Here is a 15366-nt window from a genome sequence, read left to right on the forward strand (position 1 = left end):
ATAAAAATTCAAATTTCAAAAAAACGAAAGGGATATGAGAAATTACTTAATAGAAGATTTACCACATTATTTTGAAGAATATAAAAAATCTATCAAAAATCCTAAAAAGTTCTGGGATAAAATAGCAGATCAGAACTTTGTATGGTACCAAAGGTGGAGCAAGGTTGTTAAGTACGATATGAACGAAGCTAAGATTACATGGTTTAAAAATGCCAAGCTTAATATTACCAAAAACTGTATAGACAGGCATCTTGCTGTAAGAGGAGACAAAACAGCCATCATCTGGGAACCGAATGATCCTAAAGAAGAAGCACAACATATTTCCTACAACGAACTATATACCCGTGTTAATAAAACGGCTAATGTTCTGCGTGATATGGGAATCGAAAAAGGAGACAGGGTCTGCATCTATCTTCCCATGATCCCTGAGCTGGCAATCACGATGCTGGCCTGTGCCAAACTGGGAGCTGTACATTCTGTTATTTTTGCAGGATTTTCCGCTTCTGCCGTTTCTTCAAGAGTCAATGACTGTGAAGCCAAAATGGTTATCACGTCAGATGGAAGCTACAGGGGAAACAAAGTACTGGATCTGAAAAGCATTGTTGATGAAGCTCTTGAAAAAAGCCCAACTGTTGAAAAAGTATTGGTGGTAAAGAGAACCCACAACGAAATCAAAATGAAAGAAGGCAGAGATTACTGGATGGCTGATCTCTATGAAAAAGCCTCCCCTGATTTTGTAACTGTGATCATGGATTCGGAAGACCCTCTTTTCATCCTGTATACTTCAGGTTCTACCGGAAAACCTAAAGGAATGCTCCATACCTGTGCAGGTTATATGGTGTATACCGCCTATACTTTTAAAAATGTTTTTAATTATAAAGAAAATGATATTTACTGGTGTACTGCCGATATCGGATGGATTACCGGCCATTCTTACATCCTTTACGGCCCCTTGTTGAATGGTGCTACAACAGTGATTTTCGAGGGGGTTCCCACCTATCCGGAACCGGACCGTTTCTGGGAAGTTATTGAAAAACATAAGATCACCCAGTTTTATACCGCCCCTACTGCCATCCGTTCTTTGGCAAAAGAAAGCACAGAATGGGTAGACAAACATGACCTGAGCACCCTAAAGGTCATCGGATCTGTGGGTGAACCAATCAATGATGAAGCCTGGCACTGGTTCAACGACCATGTCGGAAAGAAAAAATGTCCGATTGTAGATACATGGTGGCAAACCGAAACAGGAGGAATTATGATTTCCCCTCTTCCTTTCGTTACCCCTACAAAACCTACCTATGCTACCCTTCCGTTACCGGGAATTCAACCTGTTTTAATGGATGACAAACGCAATGAGATCACCGGGAACCAGGTAACGGGAAACCTTTGTATCCGTTTTCCATGGCCGGGAATTGCAAGAACCATCTGGGGAGATCATCAAAGATATAAGGAAACCTATTTTACAGCATTCCCAGGAAAATATTTTACAGGTGACGGGGCGTTACGGGATGAAGTAGGTTATTACAGAATTACAGGCCGCGTAGATGATGTAATCATTGTTTCCGGGCACAACCTGGGTACCGCCCCTATCGAAGACAGTATCAATCAGCATCCTGCCGTAGCAGAATCCGCTATTGTAGGTTATCCGCATGATATCAAAGGAAATGCCCTGTATGGCTACGTAACTCTTAAAGAAACCGGAGAGAGCCGCGATAAGGAAAACCTTAAAAAAGAAATTAACCAATTAATCTCCGACCAGATTGGCCCGATCGCCAAACTGGATAAGATTCAGTTTGTTTCAGGGCTTCCCAAGACACGGTCCGGGAAAATCATGCGTAGGATTCTGAGAAAAATTGCAGAAGGAGACTTCAGTAACTTCGGGGATATCAGCACACTATTGAATCCTGAGATCGTAGAGGAGATCAAAAACGAAAGAATTTAGTTTGAAATCCAATGTATTCCAAGGCCGTTTCTGTATAAGAAGCGGCCTTTTCTATGAAGTTTTGTTTATCCTAAACAAGCATCAACTTTGTTTCTTTTTTTTTGCTTCTTTCAACTTGTACCACTTTCTATCATTATTTGATTCATGAATCACATTGCATGGTCTTTACAATTAAACACCTGTTCAATAGACATTCACAAATAATAATTCATTACATTATAGATAAAACATTAATAAGTGAATTTTATTAAAATAAATTTGAAACATTAAGGAATTATTATTAACTTTAATAACAACTTTAAACCCACAATTATGTCAAATATATTAGCTGGGCTATTTGAGCATCACAGCGATTACAAAAAGCTAGAAGATGATCTTGAAAATTCAGGATTCCAAAATTCAGATTACATTATATATATTAATAGTGGAAACCACAGTAATCAATACCTTGCAAGTGTTTCTGTAAAGGATAGCAACCAGGTAGAAACTGCCCGGAACGCTTTCACTCAGAATGGGGTTCTCAAAACCTATTTATTTGAAAATATGAGCATTGACCAAGCGAATTACGACACTATTAAAAAAATATATTGATGCAAGAAACAGAGCAGAAATTCACAACAGTCCTGACATTAAAATTAAAAACGTCCAGTGACGGAATGAATTCTGAAGTGAAATTTTAAAGGTATAGAATCTAATAACCGAAAGTCCGTAGAGATATTCTGCGGATTTTTTGTGTTTGAAAAGAGTAAAAAATTTCGTATTTTCGTTCAAATATAGGCATCTGCACAAATGAGTTACGACTTAGAACAAGAGAATAAGGAGATCCTTGCCAGATATAAGGATCTGATTTCAAATACATACAGGACTTTGGATGAGGAAAATAACAAACTCATCCGAAAGGCATTCGATATTGCATTGGATGCCCACAAGGATCAAAGGAGGAAAACCGGAGAGCCATACATTTACCATCCTATTGCGGTTGCAAAAATTGTAGCCACAGAAATCGGTTTGGGAGCTACTTCCATAGCTTGTGCACTGCTGCATGATGTGATTGAAGATTCGGATTACACTTATGAGGATCTCAAAAAAATCTTTGGAGAAAAGATTGCCAATATCGTGAATGGGCTGACCAAAATCTCCATCATGAATCATCAGAATATTTCTGTACAATCTGAAAACTACAGAAAATTACTATTGACGCTGTCTGAAGATTTCAGGGTGATTCTGATTAAAATAGCAGACCGCCTTCACAATATGAGAACCCTGGAGAGCATGGCACCGGACAAGCAGAAAAAAAATTGCTTCAGAAACGGTCTATATCTATGCTCCTATGGCACACCGCCTCGGATTATATAATATTAAATCTGAGCTGGAAGACCTTTCATTAAAGTATAACAACCCTGAAGTATATCATGAGATCACCGAAAAACTGGAACTGGCCAAAGAAAGCAGGGAACGATATATTCAGGAATTTACCAAAGAAGTATCGGAAAGGCTTCGGGAAGAAGGATTAAATTTTAAAATCAAGGGCCGTGCAAAAGCTATTTCTTCCATTTACAGAAAAATGCTGAAACAGGGCGTTTCTTTTGAAGAGGTTTTTGACAACTATGCGATCAGAATTATTTATAAATCTGATGCTAAAAATGAAAAATTCCTGGCCTGGAAAATATATTCCATTGTTACTGATGTATACCACAGCAACCCTTCAAGAATGCGTGACTGGATCACTCAGCCGCGTTCCACAGGATATGAGAGTTTGCATCTGACGGTATTAGGACCCGATAAAAAATGGATTGAGGTACAGATCCGTTCTGAACGAATGGACGAAATTGCCGAAAAAGGGGTGGCTGCTCACTATAAATACAAAGAGGGTTACAAACAAAGCTCTGATGACCGGAATTTTGAAAAATGGGTAACAGAAATCCGTGAGGTTCTTGAGCAGCAGCAAAATCTTTCCACTTCCGAACTGTTGGACAATATTAAGCTTAATCTTTATTCTAAGGAAGTATTTGTCTTTACCCCTAAAGGAGAAATTAAAATTCTTCCTACCAATGCTACAGCTTTGGATTTTGCATTTGCCGTCCATTCTGACCTGGGGATGAAATGTTTAGGTGCCAAGATCAATGGAAAACTTGTTCCTATCTCCTATGTTCTTCAAAACGGGGATCAGGTGGATATTCTTTCCTCCCAAAACCAGAAACCCAAATCCGACTGGCTGGAATTTGTTGTTACTTCTAAGGCCAAGTCAAAGATTAAAAGTTATCTGAATTCTCAGAAAAACCAATTGGTGGAAGAAGGAAAAGAAATCCTTCAGAGAAAATTACGCCATGCCAAGATCAATTTCAATGATGATGAAGTCAATAAGCTTCAGAAATTTTTTAATCTGAAATCTTCCCAGGAGCTGTTTCTTAAATTCCAGAGTAATGAACTGGATGCCAGCAGTCTGAGAAAATATATAGAAAGTAAAAACGTATTTAATAATTTACTTTCCCGGTTCAGAAAATCTCCATCAAAAAATCTGCACTTTGAAGAACCGAAAGAGCAGAATCTGGATATGATCGTCTTTGGAAAGGACGAAGAAAAACTGAACTACAGCTATGCAAAATGCTGTACTGTAATTCCCGGCGATAAAATCTTCGGATTTATCACCATTTCTGATGGTATTAAGGTACACAGTGACAATTGTCCGAATGCCATTAACCTCAGGGCACAATATGATTACCGTGTCATTCCTGCCAAATGGGTAAACGCCGAAAGCTTCAAAAACAGAGTAAAAATTGAAATTGAAGGGCTTGACAGGATGGGAATGATCAATGATATTACCACTGTGATCAGTGGAAGCATGGGAATGGATATGAAAAGCATGTCCATTGAATCCAACAATGGCGTTTTCACCGGAAACATCAATCTGGAAGTAAAAAATAAAGGTCAGCTGGAAGAAACCTTCAAAAAACTTAAAAGCATTAATGGCGTTTCGAGAGTGAGACGATTACAATCTTAAACATGAATTTATCTCTTTATTTTAAAAAATTTTTCAACAACAGTCAGGCTTCAGGAATTATCCTTATTTTCTGTGTGCTTATTTCATTACTCATTGCCAATTCCTCTTTAGCTGAGAATTTTCAGCACTTTTTAGATCAGGAGGTAGGAACCCATCTGTTTGGGCTGGAATATCCTGTCAGCATCTGGATCAACGATGGGCTGATGGCTGTATTCTTTCTTCTGGTAGGTCTTGAAATCAAAAGAGAACTGGTAGAAGGTGAATTGTCTTCTTTTAAGAATGCTTCCCTACCCATTTTCGCTGCTGTAGGAGGCATGCTTGTTCCTGCTGTCATTTTCAGTATTTTCAACTCCGGGACGGAATACAGCAATGGCTGGGGAATTCCTATGGCAACGGATATCGCTTTCTCATTGGCCATTATCTCTATGCTGGGTAAAAAAATCCCTAATTCGATCAAAATATTTCTGGCTGCTTTAGCTATTGTAGACGATTTAGGAGCCATTCTTGTTATTGCTATTTTCTATACGGAACAGATTCACTGGACCTATCTGCTGCTGTCTTTTGGGGTAACTGCCCTGTTGTTTATTTTAAACTTTTTAAAAGTAACCAAAACTATATTTTATATCATTCCGGGCTTATTTTTATGGTATTTCCTTCATCACTCCGGAATTCATGCAACAATAGCAGGTGTATTGCTTGCTTTCTCCATTCCGACCAATGCATCGAATGTAGAAATTTCCCCTCTGGAAAAACTGGAACATCAGCTTCATATTCCGGTAAGCTTTATGATCATGCCTGTATTTGCCCTTACCAATACCAATATTACTTTTTCAAGTGATATGGTTTCCGGCATTACCAGTACATTGGGATTGGGAATTATTGGTGGTCTGATATTGGGAAAACTGATCGGAATCAATATATTCTCTTTAATCGCAATTAAATTAAAGCTTAGTTCTTTACCACAAAACAGCAATTGGCTTCAAATGATTGGTGTAGGGCTTTTGGCCGGAATCGGGTTCACCATGTCTATTTTTATTGCCCTGCTCTCTTTTAAAGATGAAATTCTGATCCAGGATGAAGCGAAGTTTGCTATTTTAATCGCATCTTTTATAGCTGCCATTTTAGGATTTATCATTTTAAGCATAAGCTCGAAAGGAAACATGGAACCGGAGGAAGACTAATCCTTCTTTCGGTTTTCCTGCATTCTTCTGTGCTCTTCACCACTTTCAAAGTCGGGCTCTGTGATGGGGGTATGATAGTGAGCTGCTTCTTTTTTGATTTCGTCAGATAATAATTTTTCGATCCTCAGCTTTCTGATGGCCATATTTAATTCATTACCGAATAAGAGCAGGTATACGTTCACATTCACCCAAACCATAAGCAGGATCATTGTTCCGATAGAACCATACAGAACGTTGTACCGGGCAATATTTTTTACATAAATCGCAAAGAAGTATGTGGTCACTACAAACAGTATTGTTGTAAGAATCGCGCCTGGAACAGCCTGTCTGAACCTGGCAATTTTTACTGTTCCCAACCAGTAAAATAAAGTCAGCAGTATAAAGTAAAACAGTGGAAAAGAAACAAATCCGATAATACTGGAAAGATTATCTACAAGCCATGAAATTTCATAAGACGGGGTGAAGGGCTTGATGACAACCTCTGCATAATACACCCCAAAAAGTGCTAAAAACACAATGGTTATAAAGCCTATTGTAATGAAAAAAGAAAGGATAAATTCTTTAACATCACTGAGCTTCTCATCCGAATTTTCATTAAATCCATTAATCAGAGAAAATGTACCGTTTGTAGCGAAAATCAAAGCCAGTATAATGGTCAGGTTACTAATCCCTTTCATATTGGGAATAATATTGTTTTCTATATAGCCTCTCACATCATTTTCCATATTGGATGGAAAAACATTATGCATCAAAACATTAAAAAATATAAAACTCAAGCTTATCATAAAGCGGCAAATAAGGCAAAACGGAAAGCAGGAACAGGATAAAAGGAAATAAACTCATGGTAAAGCTCCAGGAAATGGCAGCTGCCTTTCTGCCGATTTTATTCTTAAAAATTCCGGAGATATAAATCTGAAACATCTGCCAAAGTGATATTCCCAAAACAGGAATATGGATATGATCAAAAAACTCTTGAATTTTCAGTATAAATCTGGGAACTTTAATATTCATCTATTGTAATAATTTCACAATTAACGAAAGACTTATTCTCTGAAAGCCATTTTCTTTTCAGCTACATTGCAGGTCTTTCCCTACAAATATAATCATTTTCTATATCCTTATAACCGGGTAAGATTGGTCAATCTTCATTAATTATGTAAGATCTGCTTATTACTTTGCATGCTAATGATCATATCATATATGAAAAAGAAAATATTCTTTAAAAATTACAGATTTATTTAATATCAGTTGGTATAAGATGACATTAAACAATGCAAGCATTTCCCTTTTCCAACTTTACCGTCAGCTTAAAAAGCCCTATCTTTGCCTCTGAAACTTTTATCAATGCGAATCAGTTTACTTTGTATCGGCAAAACAGACGATAAGGAAATCACGTCTTTAATCCATTATTACCTTAACCGTTTACCCAAACACTGGAATTTTGAAATTACAGAAATTCCTGATGTTAAAAATGCTAAAAACCTGTCTCCCGATCTTCTTAAAAAAGAGGAAGCAAAAATTGTTTTTACATCATATTGACAAAAATGATCTTGTTGTAATGCTTGATGAAAAAGGAAAGCAACTGACCAGCCGGGAGTTTTCTCAAAAAATAGATACCTGGATGAGTTCTTCTGTGAAAAAAGTACATATTCTGATTGGTGGAGCCTATGGTTTTTCAGAAGAGATGTATAACAGGGCCAACGAAAAAATGTCATTATCTAAAATGACTTTCACCCATCAGATGATCCGGTTATTCATTGTAGAGCAATTGTACAGAGCCGATCAGATCCTTCAGGGAAAACCTTACCATAATGATTAAACACTAAAAAATGGCCTTGTTAGGCCATTTATATGGATTCAGAGAAATTAAAATTTTATTTCTTTGTACATTTAGTATAATATTCTGCGAGTATTGCTTTTTCATATCCCAGGTTTACAGCTTTATCCAGATTTTCACAGGCTTCTTTAGGTTTGGCTGTATCCAATAATATTAATGCTTTGGTAACGTAGGATTGGGCGAATTTAGGATCAATAGAAACAGCTTTATTCACATCTGAGAGCGCTTCTTTATATTTTTTCATTTTAAAATAAACATCGGCTCTTCCGTTGTATAACAGTGATTCCGGTTTTTCGGCTATCAATGTATTATAATCTTTTAAGGCACCATTGAGGTCTCCGTTATTTTTCTTCAGATTTGCCAGTCCGGTTTTAGCAAAAATATTATCCGGAGCAAAAGTCAGAATCTGGTTAAGATCCTGCATGGCCTGTTCCTTTTTTCCCTGGCTGTCGTAGATTTTGGAACGAGTGAGGTATAAATCCGGATTTTTATCGTCTACCTGAAGTCCTTTTTCAATATATTCCAGTGCTTTTACCTTATTTCCTTTCTGGCTGTGTAATGATGCGAGATTGGCATAAACGGGGGCCGACATCGGATTTGTTTTTAACGCTGATTCATACGATTTGAAAGCCTGAGTGGTTTTTCCCAATCTTCTTTGGGCTGTTCCCAGGTTGTTATAATATTCAGACTGGAATTTTTGAATCTGCTCTTTCGCTGCCAATTTTGAGTATTGCTCTTCAGCACATTTATAATCTGCTTTTTTGAAGCATTCTTCGGCCTGCTTTTTATCCTGAGCATATAAGCCGGATGTAAAGCTGATGGAAACTACAAGTAATAAAAGTTTTCTCATGAGGTTATGTTTTGTTTGTTGATCACTTTTCTGGCGAGTGCACCGAATATCACTCCCAATAAAGATCCAACAAACGCCCCCACCAAAATATCTATCGGGAAATGCACTCCTAAATATATACGGCTATAAGAAACTATTAAAGCCCATACAAATATAACATATGGAAACCATTTCAGCTTATTTTTCAGCAAAATACTCAAAAAAGAAGCTAAAAAGAAGGTATTGGAGGCATGAGCAGAATAAAATCCATACGAACCGCCACATTTTACAATTCTCATATAGGGCTCCAGGCTTGGATCGTGGCAGGGTCTGAGTCTTGCCACTCCATATTTGAAAACACTTGCCAGCTGATCTGAAACCGTAGCTCCAAGGGCAAGGAATACAAGAATAAAAACCAGGGATTTCAGCTGATAATTTTTGTATAAAAAATAAAGAAATATGATATAAAGAGGCACCCAGATCCAGGTACTAGAAATCAGCATCCACAGCTGATCAAAAGAAGGGTCTCCTAAATTGTTAAGGTAAAGGAATACCTGTTTATCTTCCTGAATAATTTCCTCCATATTATCTGCTTACAGGTCCTTCATAGGTTTCGTCCTCTGAAGGTTTTGGTTTTGGAGGTTCATTAGATGAGACAGGTTCCGTCAGAATATCTTTTTTAATATCATTCACCGGATTGAAGTCTTTGGCCGCATCTTTTACTTTCTCAATTTCACGTTTGATTTCTGAAACAGGGTTATCTGTTTCTTTCATAATCTCCGTTTTGATATCTTCCACTGCCCCACGCATTTTCCTAACACCTGCCCCCAGGTCACGTGCTATCTGAGGAAGTTTATCCGGTCCGAATAATACAACGATTGCGATGGCAATGAGTGCCATTTCTCCAATGCTTAATTCCATGCTGTAAAATTACAAAAGATTATACATTTATTTACAGTAAACTTAAATTTTAAACAAATTTTAAGAATTTAATGATTAACAGAATGGAAGGAACAAAACCGAGCATTGAAGTGGTTCTATTATTCTCTTAGTTGTCAATATCATCATTCTACCGGAAATTATTAATTAATAAATAATTAATTCAAATCTATGAGAATTATTTAATATTTTACTATATTTACCACACAACCTAAATTATTTAATATGAAAAAATTAGTATCCACTTTCAAATTACTGGCTGTATTGTCAGTATTAACTCTTAGCAGCTGCCGGGACGAAAACAATGACATTGCCCAACAGGAAGTACTTCAGAACAAAGTAACCATGGCAGATCTTAAAAAGGAGATCACCCCCTCTTCCCAGGCTGTTCCTGATGTTGTTCAATCTCAGCTGGAAGAATCAAAGAAAAATATTGAATATTATTTAAAGAATGATTTACAGATCACCGGAATCACTGTGCTGGGACAGCTTTCCACCACAAAAGGTATTGAGCTTTCACAGAGCTTGATTTCTGATCAGGACCAGTTTATTGCCATAGGAAATATTATGGACCCTTCTTCTGTAAAAATCGGGAAAATTGGAGATTTATATACCGGGGAGGATCTCATTACTGCTCAAAAAGGACTTAAAGAAATGATTTCAGAAGAGATTAAAACCGGTACGAATGTCCTGGAAGTAACATGGAACGGCAAAAATGGAAAATTCACAACACTTTGTTTCTACAATAGCACCGGGATTATCTGGGATAATATTTTTGGAGGTCTGGTCATGATGGATACGAGAGGCCAGGTGGAAACAACCAATGACGCAGCAGCAAAAGTAGCTTCCAAATGGTATAAGCAATGGTGGACTGCCAAATGGCTGTGGGGCTCTAAAAGAGGCGAGATCGGTTATAAAATTACCATTTACTATTCGGGTTCCACCGTATCCAATACCGATGTAAGCGACTGGGGTAATATCAGCTTGGGAAAAGCAAAAAGCGAAAGCAAAGTTATTAAAAATTCAGGTGCTTACGGCAAATGCCAGTATGCTTTAGGACTTTGTACACCAACAGGTTCTTTGAGCTTTAATGCCAGCAAATTCTCAGTATCTTTCTCAGGTTTGGGAAGCAATATTGTAAGCAACGGAAGCCAATCACTTTATCCGTAATTTGTCTTCACAATATCGTTTTCAAAATACTAAAGAGGTTGTCCAGACAGCCTCTTTAGTATTTTTATCAGGTACCGTTTAGGCGTTTTGTGTATGATTTTAGTCTTTTGGTTTCATTTTCAACCTTTCAATAGCATTGTCTTTCAATCCAAAAGTATTTTCCAATATTTCAAAAAGTTGCAGATCTTTTTCTATCGGTACAGATTCTTTAATGCCTTCGTTGGAACGAATATTCAATATATTGTCAGTATACGTATAGCGGGCATTTTCATCTACTTTTGAAAGAACCAGGTTCTTCTTAAAATTAGATTCGGGATGGGTAGATAAATACCAGTTGGCAATTTCCAGATCAACAGGTTCTACGTGTCCCAGCCTAAAGCGGTATATCGGAAGCCATTTCTGTTTCCACGTCCAAAGAATATAAGTGCTTTCATTTTGGGAAATTTTGAAAATACCATTAGGAGTCTGCTGTGCTTCTTCTTCATTCAGGAGTATGGGAGTGGTAAGGGTTACCGTTCCAAATCCGCAATCCACCAGATATCTTGTTCCTTCCAGATCGACAGTGAGCAATAAATGCGTTGGAGCTGCAACACTGTTTTCATCGCGTTTCCATACTACCCTGCCTAATTGCAGTTTCACGCTGAAACCTAAATACCGTAAGACTTCACTTAAAAGCAGGTTTTGTTCATAGCAATATCCACCCCGCGATGTGGTGATCAGTTTATTAAAAATATCATCCGGGCTTAAAGACGGAACAGTTCCCGTATAAGGGTCTATGTTTTCAAAAGGAATGTGCTTGGGATGAAGCTGATGAATCTTTTTCAACGTCTCCATAGTGGTTTCTGCATCACCGGAATAATGGATCCGCTGCAGATATTGTTGTAGTTTTAATGCATCCATACTTTAGGGTTTACCATTATTAATATTACAAAAAATTACTTTTAAAAGAAAGCGTAACTTCACCAATCTATGTAAATATTTTGTACAAAAAAAGGTTAAGAACTACTATCTTAACCTTTAATTTTTCTATTTTTTCTTGAAGAGAATATCATCATCAATCTTTCTCTTCTTGTGAAAAGCTGAATACGTAATCACCACACTGATGGCCATTAAAATAAATGCAAGGAAGAAAGGTGCCCCTGAAAACTTGAATGGTGCTTCGTCATGGGTAAAAAAGTAGAACAGATTGGTCATCATCGGAGGCCCAATAATCGAAGTAGCGCTCATCAGACTGGTTAAAGCTCCCTGAAGTTCCCCCTGTTCATTGGAAGGTACACTTTTTGTTATCACAGACTGCAAGGCCGGTCCACAGATTCCTCCTAAACAATACGGTACCAGAAATGCAAACATCATCCAGCCTTCTGATGCAAAAGCAAACAAAAACATTCCTACGGCATATAAAGCCAGGCCATAATAGATACTTTTCTGTTCGCCCAGCCTTGGTGTTGTCCATCTGATTAAAACTCCCTGCACCAGGCCAACCAATAAACCCACTACTCCCAGTGATATTCCTACCATTCTTTCCGTCCAGCTGAATTTATACATCGTAAAGAAACTCCAGTTGCTTTGTACAGCATGTCCGGCAATATAGATCAGAATCAAAGCGACAATAAGTCCTGAGATTTCAGGATGTTTACCTAAGAATTTAAATGAGCCTACCGGATTGGCACGTTTCCAATCAAATTCTCTCCTTTTATCTTTGTCCAAACTCTCCGGCAGGATAAAATACCCATACAGAAAATTAAGTAAACATAACCCTGCAGCTGCATAGAAAGGAACTCTTGCTCCGTAGTGTCCCAAAACTCCTCCCAATACAGGCCCTATAATAAACCCAAGGCCAAAGGCAGCTCCTATCAAGCCGAAGTTTTTGGCCCGGTCTTCATCTGTAGAAATATCCGCAATATAGGCACTGGCGGTTGTTACGCTTGCTCCTGTAATTCCTGCAATAATTCTACCGATAAACAGCCACCAGATCGTGGGCGCCAATGCCAGGAAAATATAATCGACTGCAAACCCGAAGAGGGAAATGAGAATAATAGGCCTTCGCCCATACTTATCACTCAGATTACCTACCAGTGGTGAGAAAATAAACTGCACAAATGCATAGGCAAATCCCAGCCAACCTCCATATTTTGCTGCTTCACTGATATCAGCATGAATAAGTTCCTCAATTAATTTAGGAACAACGGGTATAATAATCCCCCAACCCGTAATATCAATCAACAATGTAATAAATATAAAGCCTATGGCTGCTTTTTTCTTTGAATTTTCCATGATGCTGCAAAATTAATCAAATCTTAAAAAATAATGATTCTAAATTGCACTGTATTAAAGAAGTTTACTATTGTATAGCAGAATTATATCAGAAAACACTTTGTTTTTATATTATTTCCAACAACTCAAGGCGTAAAAAATTAAAGATCGGGCAACCATAAAATAAAAAAACCTGATTTCATATGAAACAGGTTTTTTATGATTCAATTAGGATATATAAGGCTAGTCACTATTAAGTTTTGTATAAATCATACGATTGGATATGATACATTTGATGAGGCAGCTTTTTTTAAGGGTAACTTTTACCACATTGCTGTATTGATAAGCGGTACTGTTTCCATTGAGGTTAGATCTTACTCCACGGCGATAATAAGTAGTCTGTGTTATAACCGGGGCATCATATGTTGCAGAAGTAGCATTGGGAATGTTGGTAAAAGTAACATTATCCGCTGAACTCTGCCATTGATATTCTGCATTTCCGGTCACCTGAGCCGCTGCAGTTACTGTAAACGCTGCTGGATCAGCATTGATATCCAGACAAACCGTTTGATCGGTTCCAATGGTTCCAGGATTGTTCACTGCATTTACAAAAAGTCTACCAACATTGGAATTTGCCTGGAATGAACATGTATAGAAACTGGATTTGGCCACCACCCTATACTGATTATTGTTAAATCCTGCAGGAATATTACTGATACTAAGTGTTGAAGTAGTAACATTACTGTAATTACTTCCATTGGCCAGATCTGTCCATACAGAGCCATTTAATATCTGCCATTGGTAGGTAACATTTGCCGGTGTTTCATCAATATCCGTATTGCTGATGACGGCTGTCATTGTAGCAGACCCACCTACAGGAACCGTTCTGTCAGAAGGTTGAGACAAATAAGTCATCGGATCTATATAATACTCTGACAGAATATTATACACTTTCATTTCATTAAATGTAAAACCAATTCCAAAGTCCGAATACGATAATCTGATTTCATCCCATGCAACGGTAGGCATTACTTTAATAATTTTCCGGCTCTGGTTATCTCCAAAATCAAAGAAAAAGTGCCCTCCAACCGGTGTTGAGTATACTTCCTGCCCGTTATTAAAGAATCTGAAGCTGGCATCATTAAAGCTGGCATTAAAGTTAAAGCCTTCAGAAGAGAAATCTATATATACAGGCTTATTGGCAGGAAAGTCAGTGCCGGTAGTTCCCACACTGATATAAATAGGACATACCCCCGCTCCGATACCCGGTTTAAGGGAAGCATATGAATTCACATCTATATCGGTCATATTGCTGGCATTAGCTGCTACCGCTCCCACTTTTAAACAAGGCGGAAAAAAGGTAATAGCATTAGCATACTGGGCAGAAGTATTGGTATCTAATAATCTCCCACAACCACCCATAGGTAAGGAAACCATTTCCTGCGACAGCACTTTGTCTGTCACCAGAAAGCATAGCACGATAAGAATATAGCGTAATATTGAATTTGTTTTCATCATTGATAATTTTAAGCGGTTAATGGTACACGGAATAATATTCATCCCTACCTAATCAGAGATGATTGCAATGATTGTCAGTCACTTAAAATTATTTGATTACAAATACAATATTAACGAACGAGCAGGCTGTAGCCGTCCCTACCACATCATAACGCAGGATACCATTGGCATCAATACTTACATTCCGTAAAACATTGCCATCAAAATCCGTTACATAATAATAGAGATCAGTAGCATTCACAAAGAAAGGAATGGCTGCAGGAGCTCCTGTACTTGTAACTTTCGGAGTAGAAAACTGTGTCTTATACAATTGATATAAATCCAATGTCTTGCCTGTACCTAAGGTAGAAGTATCAATACTGATAGAAGGCATATAGAAGAACTTAACAATATTTCCACTGATGGGAACCCAGTTGGGGTTCGCGGGTGTTCCGATATTCTGGGTTAATGCCTGCCTTTTCAGATCATATACCAACAGACCATTTGCCGGGGTGGCCACTGTGTTGAGATCGGAAATTCTGGGGATTAACACACCTTTATTGGTGCCGGTAACATCTAAAGCAGAGCTTTTATCAGGGTTGGGGGTGCCAATTCCCGTCTGCGCAGTAATAACGCTGCCAGCACATAGTGCCGCAGCCACGAATAATTTTTCGAATTTCATTTTTGTTTTGTTTTTTGTAAATATATAATAATTTA

At 37.8% G+C, this 15366-nt stretch carries 11 protein-coding genes and 3 pseudogenes; 6 read left to right on the forward strand and 8 right to left on the reverse strand.

What is annotated here, in order from left to right:
- The first annotated feature begins 34 nt into the window (after positions 1-34).
- The 4 genes and pseudogenes from acs to nhaA all read left to right on the forward strand — a co-directional run bounded on the left by acs (position 35) and on the right by nhaA (position 6124).
- Complete coding sequence (gene acs / locus HX13_RS12425; protein ID WP_050021322.1) at positions 35-1942, forward strand: acetate--CoA ligase; 1908 nt, start codon at positions 35-37, stop codon at positions 1940-1942.
- A 312-nt stretch (positions 1943-2254) separates the two neighbouring features.
- Positions 2255-2533, forward strand: coding sequence for a hypothetical protein (locus HX13_RS12430; protein ID WP_238555280.1), 279 nt, complete (start codon positions 2255-2257; stop codon positions 2531-2533).
- Between the two features lie 198 nt (positions 2534-2731).
- Positions 2732-4943: pseudogene (locus tag HX13_RS12435) on the forward strand (RelA/SpoT family protein).
- A gap of 2 nt (positions 4944-4945) precedes the next feature.
- Complete coding sequence (gene nhaA / locus HX13_RS12440) at positions 4946-6124, forward strand: Na+/H+ antiporter NhaA (RefSeq protein WP_050021323.1); 1179 nt, start codon at positions 4946-4948, stop codon at positions 6122-6124.
- Here the strand turns inward: nhaA and HX13_RS12445 are convergent.
- Positions 6121-7135 (reverse strand): annotated as a pseudogene (locus tag HX13_RS12445) (YihY/virulence factor BrkB family protein). The gene nhaA and the pseudogene HX13_RS12445 sit on opposite strands and share 4 nt — an antisense overlap.
- A 333-nt stretch (positions 7136-7468) precedes the next feature.
- Here HX13_RS12445 and HX13_RS12450 point away from each other — a divergent pair.
- Positions 7469-7943 (forward strand): annotated as a pseudogene (locus HX13_RS12450) (23S rRNA (pseudouridine(1915)-N(3))-methyltransferase RlmH).
- Positions 7944-7998: 55 nt separating this feature from the next.
- Here the strand turns inward: HX13_RS12450 and HX13_RS12455 are convergent.
- The 3 genes from HX13_RS12455 to HX13_RS12465 are packed head-to-tail and all read right to left on the reverse strand — an operon-like array spanning position 7999 to position 9711.
- Positions 7999-8811 carry a tetratricopeptide repeat protein gene (locus HX13_RS12455; RefSeq protein WP_050021324.1) on the reverse strand — a complete coding sequence of 271 codons (813 nt, stop codon included), beginning with the start codon at positions 8809-8811 and terminating at the stop codon, positions 7999-8001.
- Entirely contained in the window at positions 8808-9374 is a 567-nt protein-coding gene (locus HX13_RS12460) for a phosphatase PAP2 family protein (RefSeq protein WP_050021325.1), read from the reverse strand. Before HX13_RS12460 ends, HX13_RS12455 begins: the two co-directional genes overlap by 4 nt.
- Before the next feature lies 1 nt (position 9375).
- A complete protein-coding gene (locus HX13_RS12465) occupies positions 9376-9711 on the reverse strand; it encodes a twin-arginine translocase TatA/TatE family subunit (protein ID WP_050021326.1) in 336 nt (111 codons plus the stop codon).
- Between the two features lie 243 nt (positions 9712-9954).
- Here HX13_RS12465 and HX13_RS12470 point away from each other — a divergent pair, with 243 nt between their 5' ends.
- Positions 9955-10899 carry a hypothetical protein gene (locus tag HX13_RS12470; protein ID WP_050021327.1) on the forward strand — a complete coding sequence of 315 codons (945 nt, stop codon included), beginning with the start codon at positions 9955-9957 and terminating at the stop codon, positions 10897-10899.
- A gap of 99 nt (positions 10900-10998) precedes the next feature.
- Here HX13_RS12470 and HX13_RS12475 read toward each other — a convergent pair whose 3' ends face one another.
- From HX13_RS12475 to HX13_RS12490, 4 genes are all read right to left on the reverse strand, one after another.
- Positions 10999-11799 carry an arylamine N-acetyltransferase family protein gene (locus HX13_RS12475; RefSeq protein WP_050021328.1) on the reverse strand — a complete coding sequence of 267 codons (801 nt, stop codon included), beginning with the start codon at positions 11797-11799 and terminating at the stop codon, positions 10999-11001.
- Between the two features lie 126 nt (positions 11800-11925).
- Positions 11926-13173: a TCR/Tet family MFS transporter gene (locus HX13_RS12480; RefSeq protein ID WP_050021329.1), complete on the reverse strand. Its 1248-nt coding sequence runs from the start codon at positions 13171-13173 to the stop codon at positions 11926-11928.
- Between the two features lie 222 nt (positions 13174-13395).
- Positions 13396-14670, reverse strand: coding sequence for a hypothetical protein (locus HX13_RS12485; RefSeq protein WP_128572392.1), 1275 nt, complete (start codon positions 14668-14670; stop codon positions 13396-13398).
- Between the two features lie 88 nt (positions 14671-14758).
- Positions 14759-15331 carry a hypothetical protein gene (locus tag HX13_RS12490; RefSeq protein ID WP_050021331.1) on the reverse strand — a complete coding sequence of 191 codons (573 nt, stop codon included), beginning with the start codon at positions 15329-15331 and terminating at the stop codon, positions 14759-14761.
- Positions 15332-15366 lie beyond the last annotated feature (35 nt).

Origin of the sequence: Chryseobacterium sp. P1-3, from assembly GCF_000738495.1 — a bacterium.
Classification (GTDB): Bacteria; Bacteroidota; Bacteroidia; order Flavobacteriales; family Weeksellaceae; genus Chryseobacterium; species Chryseobacterium gallinarum.